At 59.3% G+C, this 21,034-nt stretch carries 18 protein-coding genes and 3 tRNA genes; 6 read left to right on the top strand and 15 right to left on the bottom strand.

The genetic code is table 11. From position 1 onward, the window contains the following. Positions 1-2 precede the first annotated feature (2 nt). The gene (locus L1O02_RS10775) at positions 3-1,043 is read left to right on the top strand and encodes an AraC family transcriptional regulator (RefSeq protein WP_108546359.1); all 1,041 of its coding nucleotides are present in this window, start codon (positions 3-5) and stop codon (positions 1,041-1,043) included. A 457-nt stretch (positions 1,044-1,500) separates the two neighbouring features. Here L1O02_RS10775 and L1O02_RS10770 read toward each other — a convergent pair whose 3' ends face one another. Beyond that, a complete protein-coding gene (locus L1O02_RS10770) occupies positions 1,501-2,361 on the bottom strand; it encodes a DUF2242 domain-containing protein (protein ID WP_108546358.1) in 861 nt (286 codons plus the stop codon). Between the two features lie 92 nt (positions 2,362-2,453). Continuing rightward, positions 2,454-3,353 (bottom strand): LysR family transcriptional regulator, encoded by a 900-nt coding sequence (locus L1O02_RS10765; RefSeq protein ID WP_060844135.1) that lies wholly within the window; start codon positions 3,351-3,353, stop codon positions 2,454-2,456. A 123-nt stretch (positions 3,354-3,476) separates the two neighbouring features. Between L1O02_RS10765 and L1O02_RS10760 the strand changes: the two genes are divergently transcribed. Then, a complete protein-coding gene (locus L1O02_RS10760; RefSeq protein WP_108546357.1) occupies positions 3,477-4,682 on the top strand; it encodes an MFS transporter in 1,206 nt (401 codons plus the stop codon). 164 nt (positions 4,683-4,846) lie between these two features. Here the strand turns inward: L1O02_RS10760 and L1O02_RS10755 are convergent, their stop codons facing one another. The 9 genes from L1O02_RS10755 to L1O02_RS10715 form a co-directional block, all read right to left on the bottom strand. Then, the gene (locus L1O02_RS10755; RefSeq protein WP_108546356.1) at positions 4,847-6,718 is read right to left on the bottom strand and encodes a SurA N-terminal domain-containing protein; all 1,872 of its coding nucleotides are present in this window, start codon (positions 6,716-6,718) and stop codon (positions 4,847-4,849) included. A 226-nt stretch (positions 6,719-6,944) separates the two neighbouring features. Next, positions 6,945-7,217 (bottom strand): HU family DNA-binding protein, encoded by a 273-nt coding sequence (locus tag L1O02_RS10750; RefSeq protein WP_011062271.1) that lies wholly within the window; start codon positions 7,215-7,217, stop codon positions 6,945-6,947. A gap of 148 nt (positions 7,218-7,365) precedes the next feature. Then, complete coding sequence (lon, locus tag L1O02_RS10745) at positions 7,366-9,762, bottom strand: endopeptidase La (RefSeq protein WP_060840192.1); 2,397 nt, start codon at positions 9,760-9,762, stop codon at positions 7,366-7,368. A 161-nt stretch (positions 9,763-9,923) separates the two neighbouring features. Continuing rightward, positions 9,924-11,207: an ATP-dependent Clp protease ATP-binding subunit ClpX gene (gene clpX, locus L1O02_RS10740; protein WP_016965273.1), complete on the bottom strand. Its 1,284-nt coding sequence runs from the start codon at positions 11,205-11,207 to the stop codon at positions 9,924-9,926. 106 nt (positions 11,208-11,313) lie between these two features. Further along, positions 11,314-11,955 carry an ATP-dependent Clp endopeptidase proteolytic subunit ClpP gene (gene clpP, locus L1O02_RS10735; protein ID WP_016965272.1) on the bottom strand — a complete coding sequence of 214 codons (642 nt, stop codon included), beginning with the start codon at positions 11,953-11,955 and terminating at the stop codon, positions 11,314-11,316. Positions 11,956-12,047: 92 nt separating this feature from the next. Continuing rightward, positions 12,048-13,358 carry a trigger factor gene (gene tig / locus L1O02_RS10730; protein WP_060844137.1) on the bottom strand — a complete coding sequence of 437 codons (1,311 nt, stop codon included), beginning with the start codon at positions 13,356-13,358 and terminating at the stop codon, positions 12,048-12,050. 409 nt (positions 13,359-13,767) lie between these two features. After that, positions 13,768-13,852, bottom strand: a tRNA-Leu gene (locus L1O02_RS10725). Between the two features lie 57 nt (positions 13,853-13,909). Next, positions 13,910-13,985 (bottom strand) — tRNA-His (locus L1O02_RS10720). A 32-nt stretch (positions 13,986-14,017) separates the two neighbouring features. Further along, positions 14,018-14,094 (bottom strand) — tRNA-Arg (locus tag L1O02_RS10715). Positions 14,095-14,374: 280 nt separating this feature from the next. Here L1O02_RS10715 and folD point away from each other — a divergent pair. Beyond that, entirely contained in the window at positions 14,375-15,229 is an 855-nt protein-coding gene (folD, locus tag L1O02_RS10710; RefSeq protein ID WP_016965270.1) for a bifunctional methylenetetrahydrofolate dehydrogenase/methenyltetrahydrofolate cyclohydrolase FolD, read from the top strand. 294 nt (positions 15,230-15,523) lie between these two features. Then, positions 15,524-16,462: a D-alanyl-D-alanine endopeptidase gene (pbpG, locus tag L1O02_RS10705; RefSeq protein WP_108546355.1), complete on the top strand. Its 939-nt coding sequence runs from the start codon at positions 15,524-15,526 to the stop codon at positions 16,460-16,462. Positions 16,463-16,514: 52 nt separating this feature from the next. Here pbpG and L1O02_RS10700 read toward each other — a convergent pair whose 3' ends face one another. Continuing rightward, positions 16,515-17,189: a peptidase C39 family protein gene (locus L1O02_RS10700; RefSeq protein ID WP_108546372.1), complete on the bottom strand. Its 675-nt coding sequence runs from the start codon at positions 17,187-17,189 to the stop codon at positions 16,515-16,517. Between the two features lie 226 nt (positions 17,190-17,415). Here L1O02_RS10700 and L1O02_RS10695 point away from each other — a divergent pair, with 226 nt between their 5' ends. Next, positions 17,416-17,580 (top strand): hypothetical protein, encoded by a 165-nt coding sequence (locus L1O02_RS10695; protein WP_164990722.1) that lies wholly within the window; start codon positions 17,416-17,418, stop codon positions 17,578-17,580. A 79-nt stretch (positions 17,581-17,659) separates the two neighbouring features. Here the strand turns inward: L1O02_RS10695 and L1O02_RS10690 are convergent, their stop codons facing one another. Together L1O02_RS10690 and L1O02_RS10685 are read right to left on the bottom strand one after the other, a co-directional pair. Beyond that, positions 17,660-18,415, bottom strand: coding sequence for a TerC family protein (locus tag L1O02_RS10690; RefSeq protein ID WP_060840195.1), 756 nt, complete (start codon positions 18,413-18,415; stop codon positions 17,660-17,662). 30 nt (positions 18,416-18,445) lie between these two features. Next, a complete protein-coding gene (locus tag L1O02_RS10685; protein WP_060840196.1) occupies positions 18,446-18,694 on the bottom strand; it encodes a hypothetical protein in 249 nt (82 codons plus the stop codon). Between the two features lie 134 nt (positions 18,695-18,828). Here L1O02_RS10685 and nhaR point away from each other — a divergent pair, with 134 nt between their 5' ends. After that, complete coding sequence (gene nhaR / locus L1O02_RS10680; RefSeq protein WP_060840197.1) at positions 18,829-19,734, top strand: transcriptional activator NhaR; 906 nt, start codon at positions 18,829-18,831, stop codon at positions 19,732-19,734. On the opposite strand, the gene L1O02_RS10675 is transcribed toward nhaR, so the two are convergent. Next, positions 19,715-20,890, bottom strand: coding sequence for an MFS transporter (locus tag L1O02_RS10675; protein WP_108546353.1), 1,176 nt, complete (start codon positions 20,888-20,890; stop codon positions 19,715-19,717). The two genes, nhaR and L1O02_RS10675, sit on opposite strands and share 20 nt — an antisense overlap. Between the last annotated feature and the right edge of the window lie 144 nt (positions 20,891-21,034).

Here is a 21,034-nt window from a genome sequence, read left to right as displayed (position 1 = left end):
GCATGAAGACCACGCCAATGCGCCTGGGGGATCTGTCGGTGGGCTTTGTCCACAGCCTGGCGGACGCGGTCCGCAGCCACGGCCAGGACCCAACCCCCTTGCTCGAGCAATACGCATTGGATCCCGCCCGACTGGGCGAAGCCGGAGCACGCCTGTCGATCCCCCGCTACATGCGCCTGGGCCACGGCGCGATCCAGCTCACCGGCGACCCGGCCCTGGGTCTGCGCATGGGCCGTCTGAGTCGGCTGAGCCAGCTCGGTCTGGCCGGCGTCACAGCCGCCCAAGCCTCCAGCGTTCGTGAAGCGGCCCGTTGCCTGACGCGCTTCGAAGCGCTGTACGGCTCCAACTATCGCGGTCAGTCGAGCTTTCATGAAGATGCCGGCGGCGCCTGGCTGCGCTTCTATTCCATTAGCCCGTACAACGCCTACAACCGCTTCGTGGTGGACTCGATCATCTCCGGCTGGTTGCAACAGCTGTCCAGCCTCTGCGGTCAGACCCTGCTGGCCGAGCAGATCGACATCGAGTTCGAGCGCCCGGACTATCACGACGCCTACGCCATCCTCGGCCCCACACCCATCCAGTTCGCCGCCGAACAGAACCAGTTGCGCCTGAGCCAGGCCAGCCTGGCCCTGCGCAATCCGGAACACTGTCCGAGCACCTGGCGGCATCTGCTGCAGTTATGCGAAAGGGAGCTGGAGCACCTGACCCGCACTCGCAGCCTGCGCGAGCGCATCATTCAATTGCTGGGACCTTTGCTCAATGGTGGTCGTGAGCCCGACCTGGAAGAAGTGGCGATGCGCCTGAAGCTGCCGACCTGGACGTTGCGGCGCAAGCTGGCGGAAGAAGGGACGCAGTTCCGGGCCATTCTCAATGACACCCGGCGCGACCTGGCCATGACCTATATTCGCGATACCGAACTGGCGTTCGGCGAGATTGCTTATCTGCTGGGCTTTGCTTCAGCCGAGGCGTTTCAGCGGGCCTTCAAGCGCTGGAACGGCCAGACGCCAGGAGAGTTCCGCCGCTGCCACCGACAGTTCGGCTAAAAAAAACGCCACCGGCGTTACAGCTCGGTGGCGTCTTCTGCTGGTTCCAGAGGATCGAGCTCGAAAGCTTGATACTCCAGCAGTTCCTCTTGGTATTCGTCCATCGCGGACTCCTTTCTCGGTTGATTGAATAGTGCTGTGTCCATTGACCGTCGGCACCAGCATAAAGTGCCGGGATGACAGGAAAAATACTACCCCCTCGGTCAGGATTTCTACAATGAAAACGTAACAGGCCATGAGGAATTTAGCCTCCGGTTGATACCCACAGTTGCGGCCCACCCACTAACCGGAGAAAACCTGCGAGCATTTTTCGAAATGGCCACCGACACCTCATTGGCTTGGCAGCGTTGAGAGCCCTGGTCAATGAACGGGAGATTTCTTACAGCCCGATCAGCGATGCCTTGAGCCGTTATCGGATCGACATTGAACGCGTCGACCCGAGCTCGGTGTAGGTGCCTTAGTGCCCGCTGCTCGGCAGGGCCGGAATCGGCTCACTCGGCGGCGGCAGGTGGCTGGCCGGTGGTGGGGTGATGGTTTCGCTGGCCGGGGCTGGTTCAGTGCTGGTGGCCGGCACGATCGGCGCGGCCTCGGCTGGCGGCGCCAGCGGTTGCGAGACCGTAGGCTCCGGTTCAGCGACGGCAGCCGGCGCAGCCACCGCAGCAGGCTCGACCACTGGCTGCGAAGCCTTGGGCTCGGGCTTGGGTTCCGGCTTGGCCTGGGGCTCGGGCTTGCTCTCGGGCACCCCGAGGTCGGCCTTGGGCTTCTCTTCGATATGGGCCGCCTTCTTCGCCTCCGGCGGCAGGAACAGCTCCACCAGGGCGAAGTAGCGCTCATAGAACTTGGCCGAGGACACCGTCTCGCTGGCCACCTTGACCATCGAATCATCGGTGGAACCGATCGGCATCGAGACCGAGCCGAGCACCCCAACGCCGAGGCTGGCCGAATTGTTGACCTTCTTCAGCGCATAGCGGTCCTGCAGGGCGTTGGCGAACACCGTCGAGCGCTGGTCGCCGCTGCCATCCCGGGCGCAGACCACGTTGAAGCTGATTTCCAGGTGGGTTTCGCCGGTCTGCTGGAAGCTCTTGTGACCGCTGACCAGCTTCGGATCATTGCTGGTGATGATGTAGCCCTGGCTGAGCAGGGCCCGTCGCGCGGCCTCGCAGGAAGCGGCGTCGCTCACCGGATAATTGCGCGAGAAGGTGCCGGAATCATCGAAGCTTTCATGCTCGTAGATAGCGGTCTTGTGCGAGGAACAACCGGCGATTGCGGACAACAGCAACCAGCCGGCCGCCGCGCGCAGATGAAATGATCTAAACATCGAAAATCCTGAGGAAAACGCTCCGGGGCGTATTGTGCAACAGATCAATGCCCCGCAGCGCAGGTAATTGGTGTCTTAAATTTCACACAAGTTTAATGACCGCTGTTTGCCGGAAAAAGTCGCTCGCTCAAATGCTCGATCAGCACCCGCAGCTTGGCTGCGGTGTGCCGGCTCGATGGCCACAGCACCCAGAATGCCCCGTTGTGCTGCAGATACTCGTCGAGCACGACCTGCAACTCTCCCCGGCGTACCGCGGCCTGAACCATGAAATCCGGCAGGCAGGCAATGCCCAGTCCGCTGCGGGCCGCGTGCTCCACCGCTTCGATGGAGCTGCTGGTGAGGCGCGTGGGCAACAACGGCTCCGGCTGCTGGGCCTGGGGCTTGAATGGCCAGGGCTCGAGTTTGCCGGTGTGGTGAAAGGTGTGTCGCAGGCAGGCGTGCTCCCGCAGGTCCTGGGGGCTGCGGGGCAAGCCGCGCTGCTCGAAATACCCGGGGCTGCCCACCAAGAGCATGCGAAAGCGTCCCAGTTGCCGGGCCAGGAGCCGGGAATCCTTGGGATTACCGGTGCGCACCACCAGATCGAAGCCCTCCTCCACCACATCCACCAGGCGATCGGAAAGGTCCACATCCAGTTCGATCTGCGGATAGCGCTGCATGAACTCGGCCAGCACGGGCATCAACAGGCCATGGACCTGCGGCGCACTGATGCGCAATTTGCCCACCGGCGCACTGGAGGAATCGCACAGCTGGAACTCGGCGGCCTCGACCTCGGCCGCGATCCGCCGACAGCGCTCAAGAAAGCCCGCGCCTTCGGCGGTGAGGCTGATACTGCGGGTCGTTCGATGGAACAGCCGAGTCTTCAAGCGCTCCTCCAGGCGGGCGATGCTTTTGCCCACCGCCGAGGACGACACCCCCAATAACCGCCCTGCCTCGGTGAAGCTGCGGGTTTCCGCCACCTGCACAAACACCGGGATACTGCCCAGCCAGTCCATTGCGCACTCCCGAACTAAGGACATCTGTGTCCGATAAGTTCGGAACCTTAGCCTATTTTTCCGCCATGCACAGCGCCCTACCCTAGGCCCCTCACTTTTGAGCCAACCCAACGGGACCTGCCCATGAACAATTCCGTCAATGCCTGCGAGCTGCTGCAAGCGCCTGGCCAAACCCGCGAGCGACTGCCTGTCGGCGGCCTGCTGGCCCTGGCGACTGCCGGGTTCATCACCCTGATGACCGAGACGCTGCCCGCCGGCCTGCTGCCGCTGATGAGCGTCGACCTGGGCGTTTCTCCCGCCCTGATCGGCCAGCTGGTGACCTTCTACGCCCTGGGATCGCTGCTGGCCGCCATCCCCCTGATCATCCTGACCCAGGGCTGGCGACGACGACCGCTGCTGTTGATCGCCATCGGCGGCTTCGCCGTGGTCAACAGCGTGACCGCCCTTTCCACCAACTACAGCCTGATCCTCGTGGCGCGCGGGTGTGCCGGCGTCTTCGCCGGCCTGCTTTGGGCCCTGCTGGCCGGTTACGCCAGCCGAATGGCGGCGCCCCACCTGCAGGGACGGGCGATTACCCTGGCCATGCTCGGCGCGCCGTTGGCGTTGTCCGTGGGCATGCCCGCCGGAACCTGGCTGGGCGGCCTGCTGGGCTGGCGCATGAGCTTCGCCTGCATGACTGTGCTAACCCTCGGGCTGATCGGCTGGGTGCTGGTTCAGGTGCCGGATTTCCCCGGACTGCGGATGCACAAGCGCCTGCCGCTGACTCGGGTCCTGACCTTGCCAGGGATCCGATCGGTGCTGTTCGTGACTTTCGCCTATGTGCTGGGGCACAACATTCTCTACACCTACATCGCGCCCTTTCTCGAGTCGGCCGGGCTTGGCAACGCGATTGAACGGGTGCTGCTGGTGTTCGGTCTGGCGGCGTTGCTGAGCATCTGGCTGGTCGGTCTTTTGATCGACCGCTGGCTGCGTGAGCTGGTGCTGCTCGGTTGCCTGCTGTTTATCGGCGCCACCCTGGTGCTGGGGCTGCAGGGCGATCAGCCGCTGGCGATCTACGGGGCCACCGCAATCTGGGGGTTGTCCTTCGGTGGCATGGCCACCCTGTTGCAAACCGCACTGGCCAAGACCGCAGGCGAGCACGCCGACACCGCGCAGTCGATGCTGGTGACCCTGTGGAACCTGGCGATGGCCGGCGGCGGCCTGGGTGGCGCATTGCTGCTGCAGGGACCTGGGGTGGCAACCTTCCCCTGGGTAATCGCCACCCTGTTGCTGCTGACCCTGCTGGTGGTGGTGAACGCCCGGCAACAGGGCTTTCCAGCCAGCGCTTGAAACGGGTCCAAGGCGTTCGCGACCGCCAACTCTCCCCGGCATGGACACTGGCGGTGACCGGCATACCGTCAAGCGCCGGAACCGTCGTCACCTGAGCCAGATCCGCCCCAAAAAAAAGACCCCGGCCTTGCGGACGGGGTCTTTTCAACACAGCAGATCAGGCATCAGTAGCGCTTGATGTCCGCCTGGTTTTCCAACTGCTTGCGATAGGCAGAGAAGTCCTGCTGACCGATACGCGAGGCCAGGAAACGACGGTATTGAACCTTCTCTTCCTCGGTCGGCGCCGCGGCTTCGTTGACGTTGTTGAGTTGCAGCACCATCAAGTTGCCGTTGGGCAGAGTCACGCTGGCGAAGGTCGGCTTGTCCTTGGACTCAGGCTTGCTCATACGGAACAACGCCTGCAGCACGGTCGGATCGACACCTTCCTGGGCGCGGGTCACGGCTTGCATGACTTTCCAGTTCTGACCGTCCACCGGCTTGTTCAGCGCGGTCTTGCCATCACGCAAGCTGGCGATCAGTTCTTCGGCCTTGGTCTTGGCCGCAGCACTGGCGTGCTCCTTGGCCAATTGCGCGCGAATGGCGGTAGCAACCCCTTCCAGCGGCAGTTGCTCAGGCTTGTGGTGCTCTTTGACACGCAGCACCACCACGGTTTCCGGGTCCAGTTCGATTGCGGTGCTGTTGGCACCCTCATCGAGAACCTCGGTGCTGAAAGCAGCCTGCACCACGTTACGGTTGGCGGCGATGCCGTCACCGCCCTCACGGCCAAACGGCGCGGAGGTGTGTACAGTCAGTTTCAGATCCTGAGCCGGCTGTGCCAGATCGGATGCCTCGAACGACGAATCCTCAAGCTGCTTGGTAGCCTCGACGAAACGCTGCTCAACCTGCTGGGTTTTCAGATCGCGGGTCAGCTTGTCCTTGAGGCTGGCGAAGCTCGGCACTTGCGGTGCCTCAATGCCCAGCAGCTTGATCAAGTGGAAACCGAAACCGGTACGTACCGGCGCCGAGACCTGATCCTTGTCCAGCGCATACAACGCTTTTTCGAAGATCGGGTCATAGACACCTGGGCCGGCGTAGCCCAGGTCACCGCCGTTATTGGCCGAACCTGGATCCTGGGAGAACTCCTTGGCCAGTGCCTCGAAGCTTTCACCCTTGGCCAGGCGAGCCTGGATTTCTTCGATCTTGGCCTTGGCCTGAGCCTCGTTCACCTTGTCGTTGACTTCGATCAGGATGTGCGCGGCACGACGCTGCTCGGACAGGTTGGCGACTTCTTTCTGATACAGCGCTTGCAGGTCTTCGTCCTTGACGCTGACCTGGTCGAAGAATGCGGCCTTCTTCAACTCGATGTAATCGATGACCACCTGGTCAGGAGTCATGAACTCCTTGGCGTGCTGATCGTAGTAGGCCTTGACCTCTTCGTCGATCAGCTTGACTGCCGCCGGATCGGCCTTGATGGTCAGGGAGGCAAAATCCCGGGTCTGCTTTTCCAGACGAGCGAAGGCCAGCACCTGGGCGTCGGTTACAAAACCGCTGCCGGCAAGACCGGCGCGTACCTGGCCGATCAGCATTTCCTGAGCCAGCATCTGGCGGAATTGCAGACGGGTGTAACCCAGTTGACGGATGACCTGGTCGAAACGCTCGGGGCTGAATTTGCCGTCCACCTGGAATTCAGGTGTCTGCAGGATCACTTGATCCAGTGCGCCTTCAGAAAACGCGAACTTGGAATCCTTCGCCCCTTGCAGCAACAGCTTGCGATCGATCAGCCCTTTCAGAGCGGCTTCACGCAGCATCTTCTCATCCAGCAGGGAGGCATCGAAGTCTTTGCCCAACTGTTGCATCAACTGACGGCGTTGCATGTCGACGGCCTGGCTCAGCTCGTTTTGAGTGATTTCCTCGCCGTTGACCTTGGCCGCGTCCTGGTTGTGGGTGGTGGCCTTGAAAATGGCATCGAAACCGGTCAACGCCAGCAGCGCGACGATGACCCCGATGATGGTTTTGGCAATCCAGCCTTGTGAATTGTCCCTGATATTCTGCAGCATACGTCCCCCAAAAACGGCTGTAATTCAATTTGAGCAGCCGTGGAGCGTGGGTAGAATCCGGATAGAAGAAAGGCGCATCCGAGGATGCGCCTTCTCGTAACTGGCGGAGCGGACGAGAGTTGAATCTGCAACCCTCTGCGTAAACCGATGGTCTATCGGTCGACTGGCGCCCCGCTGCCAGATCAGGCATGACCCCGACCCGGATGGGCAAAGACCCTGAAGAAACTTAGTTAACGGCTTCTTTCAGTGCTTTACCGGCTTTGAAACCTGGCTTTTTAGCAGCGGCGATTTCCAGAGTCTTACCGGTCTGTGGGTTGCGGCCGATACGAGCTGGGCGATCAGTTACGGAGAAGGTACCGAAACCAACCAGAACAACAGAGTCACCGGCCTTCAGAGCGCCAGTAACGGATTCGATAACTGCGTCCAGCGCACGGCCAGCAGCAGCTTTCGGGAGATCAGCAGATGCAGCGATAGCATCAATCAGTTCCGACTTGTTCACTCTAAGTCCCCTTATATATCTATGAGTATGATTCTAAGTTTTTTGGTGAAAGCAAAAACGAGTGCTGAATGGCCTACAGACACTTAAGAGCCGCTTTATAACAAGGGCTCTAAAAAGCTGTCAAGGAAGCCCCCCAGGCTAATGCGTACTAATGCGTGCTAATTCTTTCCTTAGAGTCAGACTCGCGTTTTTCGTCCTTTGCAACTATCTCGGGAGCCACATCCGGCAAGGGCTCCGGCGCGTATTGCAGCGCAATTTGCAGGACTTCGTCAATCCATTTAACCGGTTTAATCTGCAGATCCTGCTTGATATTGTCAGGAATTTCTTTCAAATCGCGAACATTCTCTTCAGGAATGATCACCGTCTTGATTCCACCCCGATGAGCTGCGAGTAATTTCTCTTTCAGTCCACCGATGGCCAACACCTGACCACGCAGAGTGATCTCGCCAGTCATCGCCACGTCAGCCCGTACCGGGATCCCGGTCAGCGCGGAAACCAACGCCGTGCACATGCCTATGCCTGCGCTAGGGCCGTCTTTGGGGGTTGCCCCTTCAGGCATATGGATATGGGTATCGCGCTTCTCGTGGAAGTCCAGGGGAATGCCCAAACTCTTCGCCCGACTGCGTACCACGGTCAGTGCTGCAGTGATCGACTCGACCATGACATCGCCCAGGGAGCCGGTCTTGATCAACTGGCCCTTGCCTGGCACCACCGCAGCTTCGATGGTCAGCAATTCACCGCCGACCTGAGTCCAGGCCAGACCCGTTACCTGGCCGATCTGATCTTGCTGCTCTGCCAGGCCGTAGCGGAACTTGCGCACACCAAGGAAGTGTTCCAGCAACTCGGAAGTCACTTTCACCGAGAAGCGTTTTTCCATCGCGTGCTCTTTCACTGCCTTGCGGCAGACCTTGGCAATCTGGCGCTCCAGGCCCCGCACACCGGCTTCGCGGGTGTAGTAACGAATGATGTCGCGGATCGCATCCGGATCGAATTCCAGCTCGCCCTTCTTCAGGCCGTTGGCCTGGATCTGCTTGGGCGACAGGTACTTGATCGCGATGTTGATCTTCTCGTCCTCGGTATAGCCGGGCAGACGAATTACCTCCATCCGGTCCAGCAATGCTGGTGGGATATTCATCGAGTTGGAGGTGCACAGGAACATCACATCGGACAGGTCGTAATCGACTTCCAGATAGTGATCGTTGAAATTATGGTTCTGCTCGGGATCCAGAACCTCTAGCAAGGCAGACGCTGGATCGCCGCGCATATCGCTGCCCATCTTGTCGATTTCATCGAGCAGGAACAGCGGGTTGCGCACACCCACCTTTGTCATCTTTTGAATCAATCTTCCTGGCATCGAACCGATGTAAGTCCGACGATGGCCACGGATTTCCGCTTCGTCCCGAACACCACCCAGCGCCATCCGCACAAACTTGCGATTGGTTGCGTTGGCGATCGATTCGGCCAGGGAGGTTTTCCCTACCCCTGGAGGCCCGACGAGGCACAACACCGGACCACGGATTTTCTTAACCCGCTTTTGTACGGCGAGGTATTCGAGAATCCGCTCTTTGACTTCTTCCAGACCGTAGTGGTCGGCATCAAGGATGTCTTCGGCACGTGCCAGGTCCAGGCGCACCTTGCTCTGAGCCTTCCACGGCACCTGCACCAACCAGTCGATGTAGGAGCGAACCACGGTGGCCTCGGCAGACATCGGCGACATCTGCTTGAGCTTGTTCAGTTCGGCCTGAGCCTTGGTCATGGCGTCTTTGGGCAGGCCGGCGGCATCGATGCGCTTCTTCAGCTCTTCGATTTCGTTGTGGCCTTCGTCACCGTCACCCAACTCTTTCTGAATGGCTTTCATCTGCTCATTCAGGTAGTACTCACGCTGGCTACGCTCCATTTGTTTCTTGACGCGGCCACGAATGCGCTTTTCCACTTGCAGCAGATCAATCTCGGCGTCCAGCAATGCCAGGACGTGCTCGACTCGGGCTGACAGATCAATGATCTCGAGGATTTCCTGCTTCTGCTCGATCTTCAGCGCCATGTGCGCAGCCATGGTATCTACCAGGCGGCTTGGCTCGTCGATGCTGTTGAGAGAAGACAACACCTCGGCAGGGACTTTCTTGCCCAGTTGCACATACTGCTCGAACTGGGACAGCAAACTGCGGACGAACACTTCTGACTCACGATCAGGAGCATCGACCTCGTCAATCAGAGAGACTTCAGCACGGCAGTGACCATCAACTTCACTGAAGCGTTCTACAGCGCCGCGCTGTTCGCCTTCAACCAGCACCTTGACGGTGCCATCAGGCAACTTGAGCAACTGCAAGACAGTCGCAATGGTGCCTACGCGATAGAGTGCATCTTCACCGGGATCATCATCAGCAGGATTTCTCTGTGCCAGCAGAAGAATCTGCTTGTCGCCCGTCATCGCTGCCTCGAGGGCTTCGATCGACTTCTCGCGCCCCACGAACAGCGGGATAACCATGTGCGGATAAACCACGACATCACGCAATGGCAGGAGAGGCAATTCGATGGTTGTCTTCATGATTTCGCCTCTACGGCGGCCGTACGGCCGTAAACAGATGGAAGTAAGCTTGAAACCAAGATGGGGGCTGCCTGCAAAAAAAACAAGCTTAAAGACAGCACTTTAAGACGCTAAAAGGAAAGGGGCCCGAAGGCCCCTTCTTTTAAGCAACACCACAACACTTACGCGTCTGGCGCAGCCTTGGCCGTCGGCTCACTGTTCTCATAGATGTACAGTGGCTGGGACTTGCCTTCAATAACGCTTTCATCGATCACTACTTTACTCACCTCGGATTGCGAGGGGATCTCATACATAGTGTCGAGCAGAACACCTTCGAGAATCGAGCGCAGACCACGAGCACCAGTCTTGCGTTCAAGTGCTCGCTTGGCGACCGACTTCAATGCGTCAGTACGGAACTCCAAGTCCACACCTTCCATCTCGAACAGCTTGGCATACTGCTTGGTCAGGGCATTCTTCGGCTCAGTGAGAATCTGAATCAAGGCAGCCTCGTCCAGCTCATCCAGCGTCGCAAGAACCGGCAGACGACCGACGAACTCCGGGATCAGACCGAACTTGACCAGATCGTCAGGTTCAACTTCACGCAGGGACTCACCGACCTTCTTGCCCTCTTCCTTGCTGCGAACTTCGGCGTTGAAACCGATGCCGCCACGGGTGGAGCGGTTTTGAATAACCTTTTCCAGACCCGAGAAAGCGCCGCCGCAGATAAACAGGATGTTGCGAGTGTCGACTTGCAGAAACTCCTGCTGCGGGTGCTTGCGACCACCTTGAGGAGGAACGGAAGCGACCGTACCCTCGATCAACTTCAACAGGGCCTGCTGAACGCCCTCGCCGGAAACATCCCGAGTAATCGAAGGGTTATCAGACTTGCGGGAAATCTTGTCGATTTCATCGATGTAGACAATGCCCATCTGAGCTTTTTCTACGTCGTAGTCGCACTTCTGCAGCAGTTTCTGAATGATGTTCTCAACGTCCTCACCCACATAACCGGCTTCGGTCAGGGTGGTTGCGTCGGCAATGGTGAACGGTACATTCAACAGACGAGCCAAGGTTTCCGCCAAAAGCGTCTTACCCGAACCTGTAGGTCCGATCAGCAAGATATTGCTCTTGCCGAGCTCAACATCGTCGTTCTTTTTGTCACGCTGATTCAGACGCTTGTAGTGGTTGTATACCGCTACCGCCAGAACCTTTTTCGCACGCTCCTGACCAATCACATACTGATCAAGGATGCCGCTGATTTCTTTAGGCGAAGGCAATTTATGCGCGCTGCTTTCGGCCTGTGCCTCCTGCACCTCCTCACGGATGATGTCATTGCACAAGTCGACGCACTCGTCGCAGATAAAGACCGAGGGGCCGGCAATCAATTTGCGTACTTCATGCTGGCTTTTGCCACAGAAGGAGCAATAAAGCAGTTTGCCGTTGTCCTCGCCGTTGCGGGTGTCAGTCATTCGATCGATCCAAATCCGATAGGCTTGCAACACAAGATGAAGGCAATTGCGGGCTTTTTCAAGTCCGCAGGCGGCCAGTTAAATAAGCCGCCTACATTTGAGTTGCTTAGGCAGGCATTTGACGCTTGTTGATCACGGAGTCGATCAGACCGTACTCCGCGGCGCGCTCGGCGCTCATGAAGTTGTCACGCTCGGTGTCACGCTCAATGGTTTCAAGGCTCTGACCAGTGTGGTGAGCCAGCAGCGAGTTCAGGCGCGAACGAATGTGCAGGATTTCCTTGGCATGGATGTCGATATCCGACGCCTGGCCTTGGAAACCGCCGAGCGGTTGGTGAATCATCATCCGCGAGTTAGGCAGGCAATGACGCTTGCCCGCGGCACCGCCAGCGAGCAGGAAGGCCCCCATGCTGCATGCCTGACCAATGCAGATAGTCGAAACGTCAGGCTTGATGAATTGCATGGTGTCGTAGATCGACATGCCAGCAGTCACCGAGCCACCTGGCGAGTTGATGTAGAGATGGATGTCCTTGTCCGGGTTTTCCGCTTCAAGGAATAGCAGTTGCGCCGCAACCAAGTTGGCCATGTAGTCCTCTACCGGGCCAATCAGGAAGATCACTCGCTCCTTCAAGAGGCGCGAATAGATGTCATAGGCGCGTTCGCCGCGGGCGGACTGCTCGATAACCATCGGGACCAGGCCGCCTGCGGCCTGGATGTCAGAGCTCTGCTGATAATAAGAATTGCGGGACATGTCCTGCAGTCACTCCCAAATAGTCATGTCTTGAATACGCATAAGCCAGCACGAAGGCTGGCTTATGGTGTGTGCTTCGAACGAAAAGAGGATCAGTCGGCTTGAGGTGCTTCTACCGGCTTGACCGCTTCTTCGTAAGAGACCGATTTGTCGGTCACGCTAGCTTTCTGCAGAACAGTATCCACAACTTGCTCTTCCAGCACAACCGAACGGACTTCGTTCAACTGCTGCTCGTTCTTGTAGTACCAGGACACGACTTGCTCTGGCTCCTGGTAAGCCGAAGCCATTTCCTGGATCAGCTCGCGAACGCGGGCTTCATCAGGCTTGAGGTCGAATTGCTTAACCACTTCAGCGACGATCAGACCCAGCACTACGCGGCGCTTAGCCTGCTCTTCGAACAGCTCAGCCGGCAGTTGATCCGGCTTGATGTTGCCACCGAACTGCTGAACAGCCTGAACGCGCAGACGATTGACTTCGTTGTCCAGCAGCGCTTTTGGCACTTCGATCGGGTTGGAGGCCAGCAGACCGTCCATAACCTGATTCTTCACTTTGGACTTGATAGCCTGACGCAGTTCGCGCTCCATGTTCTTGCGAACTTCGGCACGGAAGCCATCCAGACCCGCTTCCTTGATCCCGAATTGAGCGAAGAACTCTTCGGTCAGCTCTGGCAGCTTAGGCTCGGAAACGCTGTTGACAGTAACAGTGAACTCGGCGGCTTTGTTGGCCAGGTCCAGGTTCTGATAGTTCTCAGGGAAGGTCAGGTTCAGAACACGCTCTTCGCCAGCTTTAGCGCCAACCAGACCGTCTTCGAAACCAGGAATCATGCGACCGGAACCCAACACCAGCTGAGTGCCCTTGGCCGAGCCACCTGCGAAAGCTTCGCCGTCGACCTTGCCAACGAAATCGATGTTCAGTTGATCATCGTTCTGCGCAGCGCGATCAACCACTTCGAAGCGAACATTCTGCTTGCGCAGGATTTCCAGCATGTTGTCCAGGTCAGCATCAGCCACTTCAGCGCTCAGACGCTCAACAGCGATGCTTTCGAAACCGGCGACAGTGAACTCTGGGAAAACTTCGAAAGTGGCAACGTATTCCAGATCCTTGCCCTTCTCCAGCACTTTAGGCTCGACCGAAGGAGCGCCAGCCGGGTTCAGCTTCTGCTCAACAACAGCTTCATAGAAAGATGCCTGGATCACATCACCCACTGCTTCTTGACGCGCGTCAGCCTCATAACGCTGACGAATCACGCTCATTGGAACCTTGCCAGGACGGAAGCCTGGGATTTTGGCCTTTTGGGCAGTCTGCTGCAGACGCTTGTTGACCTGGCTCTCGATGCGCTCAGCCGGCACGGTGATGCTCATGCGGCGCTCAAGAGCAGAAGTATTTTCAACAGAAACTTGCATGGATATTCCTCGTTGCACAGACGTTAGCCGGCCGTTTTCCGACCCCAGAATCAAGGGCATGCATTCTAGTGGGTCAAACTCAAGAAGTCACCCTACTGAAAAAGGGTGAAATACGACCGACAATGTGAAGGCGGGGACAAAGGGTTGAGCCTCGCCATGAGAGCAATTACTACAAATCCAGCCAGGGGCTCTAAACCAATCCTTCTATATATAGAAGGGATCGACCAACCCACCCCTGACAAACACCAGCCAACAGCTGAAACTCAAACACCCGACGACCAAGAGCGAATCTGGCGCCACCGGCCAACCCACTACATGCAGCCAGACCACAGCATCGAGTCCAGAAACGAAAACGGCGCAGCCCCTTTCAGGTGCTGCGCCGTGATCTGCTATTAACTAGCTACTTTAATGGTGCGGACGAAGAGACTCGAACTCTTACACCTTTCGGCGCTGGAACCTAAATCCAGTGTGTCTACCAATTCCACCACGTCCGCTTAACAAGCTTTTAAAGCAAAGGCGCCAGACTATTAATCTGGCGCCTTCTTCGAATATGGGGTGGACGATGGGGATCGAACCCACGACAACAGGAGTCACAATCCTGTGCTCTACCAACTGAGCTACGCCCACCATATTGCGTTACTTGTGCCAAAGCTGCCTAATGGCGCACCCGGCAGGACTCGAACCTGCGACCATCCGCTTAGAAGGCGGATGCTCTATCCAGCTGAGCTACGGGCGCCTTATTAATCTGTATTCTTTAATGACTACAAACTAATTGCTTTCAGTCGTTACGAGTTAAACATCAACTCTGCCCGACCTTCTTAACCAGTGCTAGGCTGTGCCCGACAAGTGCGACGAATGTTATAGACGAGCCGTTAGGTCGTCAACTCTTTTTTCAAAAAAATTCATTTAATTAAAGGAGTTAGGGGAATTTGCAGACCAAGCGCCTTTGCCCTCACGTCCCGACATGCGAGAATGCGTTCTCTTTTTCTCTCCCTCTCGATGGTTAATCACGCGTCATGACTGCACAACTAATCGACGGCAAAGCGATCGCCGCTAGCCTGCGCCAGCAGATCGCCAAACGTGTCGCCGAGCGTCGCCAGCAAGGCCTGCGTACTCCGGGCCTCGCGGTGATTCTGGTCGGCAGCGACCCGGCCTCTCAGGTTTATGTCTCGCACAAGCGTAAAGACTGCGAAGAGGTCGGCTTCCTTTCACAAGCCTATGACTTGCCCGCCAACACGACTCAAGAAGATCTGGCCGGCCTGATCGACAAGCTCAACGATGACCCGAATATCGACGGCGTCCTCTTGCAATTGCCGCTGCCCGAGCACCTGGACGCCTCCTTGTTGCTTGAGCGCATTCGCCCGGACAAAGACGTGGATGGCTTCCATCCCTATAACGTCGGTCGCCTGGCCCAGCGCATTCCCCTGCTGCGCCCCTGCACCCCCAAGGGCATCATGACCCTGCTGCAAAGCACCGGCGCCGATCTGTATGGCATGGACGCAGTCGTAGTGGGCGCCTCCAATATCGTCGGTCGTCCGATGGCCATGGAGTTGCTGCTGGCGGGCTGCACCGTGACCGTGACCCACCGCTTTACCAAGGACCTGGCCGGCCACGTCGGCCGCGCCGATCTGGTCGTGGTTGCCGCTGGCAAGCCGGGCCTGGTCAAGGGCGAATGGATCAAGGAAGGCGCCATCGTCATCGACGTGGGCATCAATCGTCAGGAAGACGGCAAACTGGTGGGCGACGTCGTGTATGAGACCGCCCTGCCCCGCGCCGGCTGGATCACGCCGGTACCTGGCGGCGTCGGTCCCATGACCCGTGCCTGCCTGCTGGAAAACACCCTGTACGCCGCGGAAACGCTGCACAGCTGAGTTTGCCAGCCTGCTTCAATCAGCCCGCCATTGGCGGGCTTTTTTATGCCGCCGCAACACACTCCCTGCGCCCGACATATAGCTCCTGAATCTTAGCGCTCCAGGTCAAGCCGGGCCTATCCTGACGAACACCTGCCACTCAGGGAAAACCGTTGTTTTTTCTTGGTTTTTAAGGGTTTTCGACTGACCGCTGAAGAACAATCGACAGTTCCTCAGCTATATTCATAAAATGTAACGTTTTCCCGAAAAAACCCGTTGCCAGACGGCATATCCATCTTTATCGAGTCCGCCCGCGTGAAAATTCGTCTCTCCATCCTCAGCTTGTTGTTTGCTGTGTCCGGCACCTTGATCGCACACAGCGTCGACGCCAGCGAAACCACCGCGGCGCCAAGAGACACTTCACAGTTGCATATCGCCTCCGGCAGCGCCCTGCTGCTGGATCTGCAGACCAACAAAGTCATCTACTCCAGCAACCCGGACGTCGTGGTGCCCATCGCCTCAGTCACCAAGCTGATGACCGCCATGATCGTGCTGGACGCCAAGCTGCCGCTGGATGAGCACATCTCCATGAACATCAGCGACACCCCGGAGATGAAGGGTGTGTTTTCAAGGGTCAAGCTCAACAGCGAGCTGAGCCGTCGCGATACCTTGCTGATCGCCCTGATGTCCTCGGAAAACCGTGCCGCTGCCAGCCTCGCCCATCACTATCCAGGCGGCTACTCGGCGTTCATTGCCGCCATGAACGCCAAGGCCAAGTCCCTGGGCATGACCCATACCCACTATGTCGAGCCCACCGGCCTGTCGATCCACAACGTCTCCACTGCCCGCGACCTGAGCAAGCTGTTGGTGGCCGCTCGCAAATACCCACTGCTGAGCGAACTGAGCACCACCAAGGAAAAGACCGTGGCGTTCCGTAAACCCAACTACACCCTGGGCTTTCGCAACACCGACCACCTGGTCAACAAGGAAAAATGGGACATCAAGATCACCAAGACCGGCTTCACCAACCAGGCCGGCCACTGCCTGGTGCTGGTCACCAGCATGGGCAACCGCCCGGTAGCCCTGGTGATTCTCGACGCTTTCGGCAAGTACACCCACTTTGCCGACGCCAGCCGTATCCGCAACTGGGTCGAGACCGGCAAAAGCGGTTCGGTACCGGACGTGGCCCTGCGCTACAAGGCCGACAAGAACCTCAAGAACCACCAGAGCGCAGCCCCGCAAGCCTCACATTGATCCCCAGCAACAACAACGGCGCCCTGAGGCGCCGTTGTTGTCTATAGAGCGTTCAATGACCGTCGAGTGCCTTGCCGGCCCGAGCCGCCGCCTGCTCCTGGCCGGCCTGGGCCAGCTCATTGGCCGCTTTCAGCCAACGCTGGCGATCGACCTTGGCAGGTAGCTGGTTGGGCGCCTGAATCAATACCGCAAAACTGCCGGCGTCTTTCCAGGACGACTCGAACGCACTGAAGCTCATCAGTTGCCGACGGCTTTTCGCCCCCCGCAACAGCACCGTCTGCTTGTCCCGGTTATATCCGGCCAGGACCGCATAACGCGGCTGCGCCCACAAGCTTGAACCCTCGGTAAAGCGCACCAGCACCGGATAACCTGCGGCCACCTGCGTCAGCAAGGCCGGCAGATGATCATCCAGGGGATAGACCACCATGCCGTATTGCCGGGCCAGGCCCTGCAGGTTCTGCTGCAGCTGCGCCTCGGCTCCCGGCAGGTGCAAAGGCTTGTCCAGCAACCCGGGGGTAATCACGATGCCCTGTTGCGACAACATGCTGGCCAAGGCTCCGGGAGCGCTCTGGTACATCTCGCCACGGAAGAACGGCACGCTGTTGAGCTCCACCCGCTCCGGCAGACGCTGAATCTCCGGTGCCACGCTGCCGGCACATCCGGCCAGGCCCAGAACACAGGCGCTGGCCAGCAGCGCCGCTCGAAATCGAGGAAATACCCGCACCATCATTGCTCTCTAATAGACAGACGCCGGACGACCCTGCTCCGGCTGGGGCCTTGATCATAGGGCCCTCACGGGCGAGGGTATAGCGTTAGGCAACAGTTAATTGCAAACCATAGAGCGAAGTGTTCGAAGACTCGCGACTATTGGTCAATAGCCTGAAACACAGGGGCTACTAGACTGTCCATTGGTAAGTGTGTGTGCCCTGTACAGGGCATATAAGGAGGCACTGATGAGCCTGACAACGACAATCCTGATGCTGATCCTGGGCTGGCTGGCCGTCGCCGGCGCCATGCTCTGGGGCGTGCTGCGTATCACTCGCCGCCACCATGCTCAGCCCCGCAAGCCAGGCATCGAAAGCGAAAAGACCGCCCGGCGCCCCGCCACTGTGCACTGATCCCCGCTTTCCCTTCCCGTAAAACGACACGGCCGCCTGACTCCAGCGAGTACAGACGGCCGTTTGCCTTGGTGGCGAATCAGACCTCGGTGTGCTGCGCCTGGCGCTTCTGCCGAGCCCGACGGGCCAACATGTTCAAGCTTTCAATGGCCGCCGAGAACGCCATGGCCGCATACACATAGCCCTTGGGCACATGGGCGCCGAAACCTTCGGCGATCAGGGTCATGCCGATCATGATCAGGAAGCCCAGGGCCAGCATGACCACAGTCGGGTTGTCATGGATGAACTTGGCCAGCGGTTCGGCGGCCAGCAACATCACCAGCACCGAGATCACCACGGCAATGATCATGATCGGCAGGTGCTCGGTCATGCCCACCGCCGTAATGATGCTGTCGATGGAAAACACCAGGTCCAGCATCAGGATCTGCCCGATCGCCGCCGCAAACCCGATGCTCACCTTGGAAGTCGCGGTAGCCGGCTTCTCGGGCTCAGGGTCCATGCTCTGGTGGATCTCGGTGGTGGCTTTCCAGACCAGGAACAGGCCACCGGCAATCAGGATCATGTCCTTCCAGGAGAAACTCTGCCCCAGCACGTCGATCACCGGCTCAGTGAGCTGGACAATGAAAGCGATGGTGCTGAGCAGCGCCAGACGCAGGAACAACGCCATGCTGATCCCGATGCGTCGCGCCTTGGCCCGGTGCTTTTCCGGCAGCTTGTTGGTGAGGATGGAAATAAAGATCAGGTTATCGATGCCAAGCACGATCTCCATCACCACCAGAGTGGCCAGAGCCACCCAGGCGGTGGGGCTGGCGGCGAGCTGTAAAAGGTAATCCATGGGTCAATCCTGAATCGGTGATATGAAAAGTCAGATTTCCTGGGAAGAATCGGGCTTCTTGGCCGCGTCGTCCTCTGGTTTTTCCTTGCCGGTCACGCTTTGCGTGGCCTCGCTCAGGGCCTGCTCGGCAGCCTTGTGGGTGTCATCGATGGCCTGCTTGGCCGTCTCGGCGGCCTTGTCCAGCACCTGTTGAGCGCTTTTTTCCGCCTGATCACACCCCGCCAGGGTCAGCATAGACAGGGCCAGCAACGAGGCCGCGCCCAGGGTTTTGAATGACATGCCGTATTCCTCGATAGAACGGACAGGGCCAATGCGGGCCCCGTCGATAGCGGGGCATTCTAAGGAGACGAATACTTCAGGAAAATTCGTATTTTTGGCAGTTATACTTCGGTTTTTACGAACTGGTAAGCGCCATGCTCAACTACCGCCAACTGCATTACTTCTGGGTTGTGGCCAAGACCGGCAGCATCGTGCGCGCCTGCGAGCAGCTCAACCTGACCCCACAAACCATCAGCGGGCAGATCAGCCTGCTGGAACAGACCTACGGCATCGAACTGTTTCGCCGGGTCGGGCGCCAGCTGGAACTGAGCGAAGCCGGACGCCAGGCGCTGCCCTACGCCGAACAGATGTTCCAGCTCGGCGGCGAACTGGAAGCCATGCTCCGCGCCCGCCCCGACGAGCAGCAGATCCAGTTCCGGGTCGGCGTGGCGGATGTGGTGCCCAAGTCCATCGTCTATCGCCTGATCGCCCCGACCATGGAGCTCAGCGAACCGATTCGCCTGACCTGCCGCGAAGACAAACTCGAACGGCTGCTGGCGGATCTGGCCATCCAGCGCCTGGACCTGGTGATCTCCGACAGCCCGATGCCCTCGCACCTGGACATCAAGGGCTACAGCCAGAAGCTCGGGGAGTGCGGCATCAGCTTCTTCGCCACCGCCGAACTGGCCCAGCAGCACGGCGCCGACTTCCCTCGCGGCCTGCACGGCGCGCCGCTACTGATTCCCGGGCAGGAAACCGTGGTGCGCAGCCGCCTGCTGCGCTGGTTCGCCGAACAGCAACTGCAACCGCGGATCATCGGCGAATTCGACGACAGCGCCCTGATGCAGGCCTTTGGCCAATCCGGCAGCGGGATCTTCATCGCCCCCAGCGTGATTGCCGAGGAGGTCCGGCACCAGTACGGCGTCCAGCTGATTGGCCAGACTGACGCCGTGACCGAATCGTTCTATGCCATCTCGGTGGAGCGCAAGGTCAAGCACCCGGGCATCCTGGCCATCACCGAGGGCGCGCGCCGCGAACTGTTCACGCCCCTGGCGCATTGACAGAGGCGCAGGCCTGCGGCGTCTTGAGGTTCATCAGCAGCAGGGCCAGGGCAATCGACAGCAGGATGAACGCCGACGCCGCCATCCCCAGGCTGCCCAGGCCCAGGGTATCGATCACCCGTCCGCCCACCATCGCCCCCAGGCCGATCCCCAGGTTGGCCCCGGCGATGTTCAGCGACGCAGCGAATGCCGGCGCTTGCGGCGCAGCCTTGATCAGGCGCACATGGCTGACCAGGAACAGCGCGGCCTGGGTCACGCCCCAGAGGCCCATCGCCGCCGCCAGCCCCAGGGTCGAATCGATACTCGGCACCAGGGCCAGCATGCCGCCCATCATCAAGGCGCAGAACACCATGGAGGCGATCAGCGGATGGCGGTCCACGGCCCGGCCACCCAGGGAGTTGCCGAGCAGCCCCACGGCGCCGAAGCCCATCAGGCACCAGCCCACCAGGGTGCCGTCGAAACCGGCCAGGCGTTCGAGGATGTCCGCCAGGTAGGTGTAGGCGGTGAACATGCCGCTGAACACCAGGATCGACAGCAGCACATGCCCCTGCATCAGCGGGCTGCGCAGGATGCGAAACTGCGCCCGCAGGCTCGCCTGCGGGTTGTGCGGCCTGGTTTTCGGCAGATAGACCCACAGCAGCAGGGCCTTGGCGAAGGCCACCAGGGCCAGGATGCCGAAGGCGCTGCGCCAGCCGAATGCATCGGCGATCAGGGTGCCCACGGGAATCCCGAACACCGTGGCACAGACGATGCCGAAGCCGATCTTGGCAATGGCCCGCCCGGCATGATCCGGGCCGACGATATCCACCGCCGTTTCACTGGCCAGGGCCCAGAACACCGGCAACCCCAGGGCCGGCACCAGGCGTGCCAGGGCCATCACCCAGATGTTCGGCGCCAGGGCCGCCAGGGTGTTGGCCAGGCCAAACATCAACAACACGCCGATAAACAGCTGCTTGCGCGGAAAACGCGCGAAATAGGCCGTGAGGAAGGGCCCGAACGCGGCGACGGTAAAGGCGAACAGGGTCACCAGCAAGCCGGCCTGCGACACGCTGACCTGCAAGTCCCGGGCTATCGACGGCAACAGGCCGACGATGACGAACTCCGTGGTCAACACGGTAAAACCCGCGGCGGACAACAGCAGGATGGGCAACAACATCGCAAACTCCAGAAACAACGACAGCAGCGACAGCCCGAAGGGCCCGCTGACTGGATAGAAAAGGGGGTGACGGATCTTAACAGAGAGGGCACGGGTCTGGGCAACCGCCCCGTCCCCGGCACCGGAGATCAGCGGTGGCAGATC

This window comes from Pseudomonas sp. BC42 (assembly GCF_021560055.1).
Taxonomy (GTDB): Bacteria; Pseudomonadota; Gammaproteobacteria; order Pseudomonadales; family Pseudomonadaceae; genus Aquipseudomonas.
Note: the sequence above shows the minus strand (reverse complement) of the source record. Positions and strands in the feature narration are given on the sequence as shown.

What these genes read in the sequence shown, in the direction of transcription:
- L1O02_RS10685 (WP_060840196.1), bottom strand. Translation starts at nt 18,694, where the DNA reads ATGTCATTCAAAACCCTGGGCGCGGCCTCGTTGCTGGCCCTGTCTATG.
- L1O02_RS10775 (WP_108546359.1), top strand. Translation starts at nt 3, where the DNA reads ATGAAGACCACGCCAATGCGCCTGGGGGATCTGTCGGTGGGCTTTGTC.
- nhaR (WP_060840197.1), top strand. Translation starts at nt 18,829, where the DNA reads ATGCTCAACTACCGCCAACTGCATTACTTCTGGGTTGTGGCCAAGACC.
- L1O02_RS10765 (WP_060844135.1), bottom strand. Translation starts at nt 3,353, where the DNA reads ATGGACTGGCTGGGCAGTATCCCGGTGTTTGTGCAGGTGGCGGAAACC.
- tig (WP_060844137.1), bottom strand. Translation starts at nt 13,358, where the DNA reads ATGCAAGTTTCTGTTGAAAATACTTCTGCTCTTGAGCGCCGCATGAGC.
- folD (WP_016965270.1), top strand. Translation starts at nt 14,375, where the DNA reads ATGACTGCACAACTAATCGACGGCAAAGCGATCGCCGCTAGCCTGCGC.
- L1O02_RS10675 (WP_108546353.1), bottom strand. Translation starts at nt 20,890, where the DNA reads ATGTTGTTGCCCATCCTGCTGTTGTCCGCCGCGGGTTTTACCGTGTTG.
- L1O02_RS10755 (WP_108546356.1), bottom strand. Translation starts at nt 6,718, where the DNA reads ATGCTGCAGAATATCAGGGACAATTCACAAGGCTGGATTGCCAAAACC.
- L1O02_RS10770 (WP_108546358.1), bottom strand. Translation starts at nt 2,361, where the DNA reads ATGTTTAGATCATTTCATCTGCGCGCGGCGGCCGGCTGGTTGCTGTTG.
- clpX (WP_016965273.1), bottom strand. Translation starts at nt 11,207, where the DNA reads ATGACTGACACCCGCAACGGCGAGGACAACGGCAAACTGCTTTATTGC.
- L1O02_RS10690 (WP_060840195.1), bottom strand. Translation starts at nt 18,415, where the DNA reads ATGGATTACCTTTTACAGCTCGCCGCCAGCCCCACCGCCTGGGTGGCT.
- clpP (WP_016965272.1), bottom strand. Translation starts at nt 11,955, where the DNA reads ATGTCCCGCAATTCTTATTATCAGCAGAGCTCTGACATCCAGGCCGCA.
- L1O02_RS10700 (WP_108546372.1), bottom strand. Translation starts at nt 17,189, where the DNA reads ATGGTGCGGGTATTTCCTCGATTTCGAGCGGCGCTGCTGGCCAGCGCC.
- L1O02_RS10760 (WP_108546357.1), top strand. Translation starts at nt 3,477, where the DNA reads ATGAACAATTCCGTCAATGCCTGCGAGCTGCTGCAAGCGCCTGGCCAA.
- lon (WP_060840192.1), bottom strand. Translation starts at nt 9,762, where the DNA reads ATGAAGACAACCATCGAATTGCCTCTCCTGCCATTGCGTGATGTCGTG.
- L1O02_RS10695 (WP_164990722.1), top strand. Translation starts at nt 17,416, where the DNA reads ATGAGCCTGACAACGACAATCCTGATGCTGATCCTGGGCTGGCTGGCC.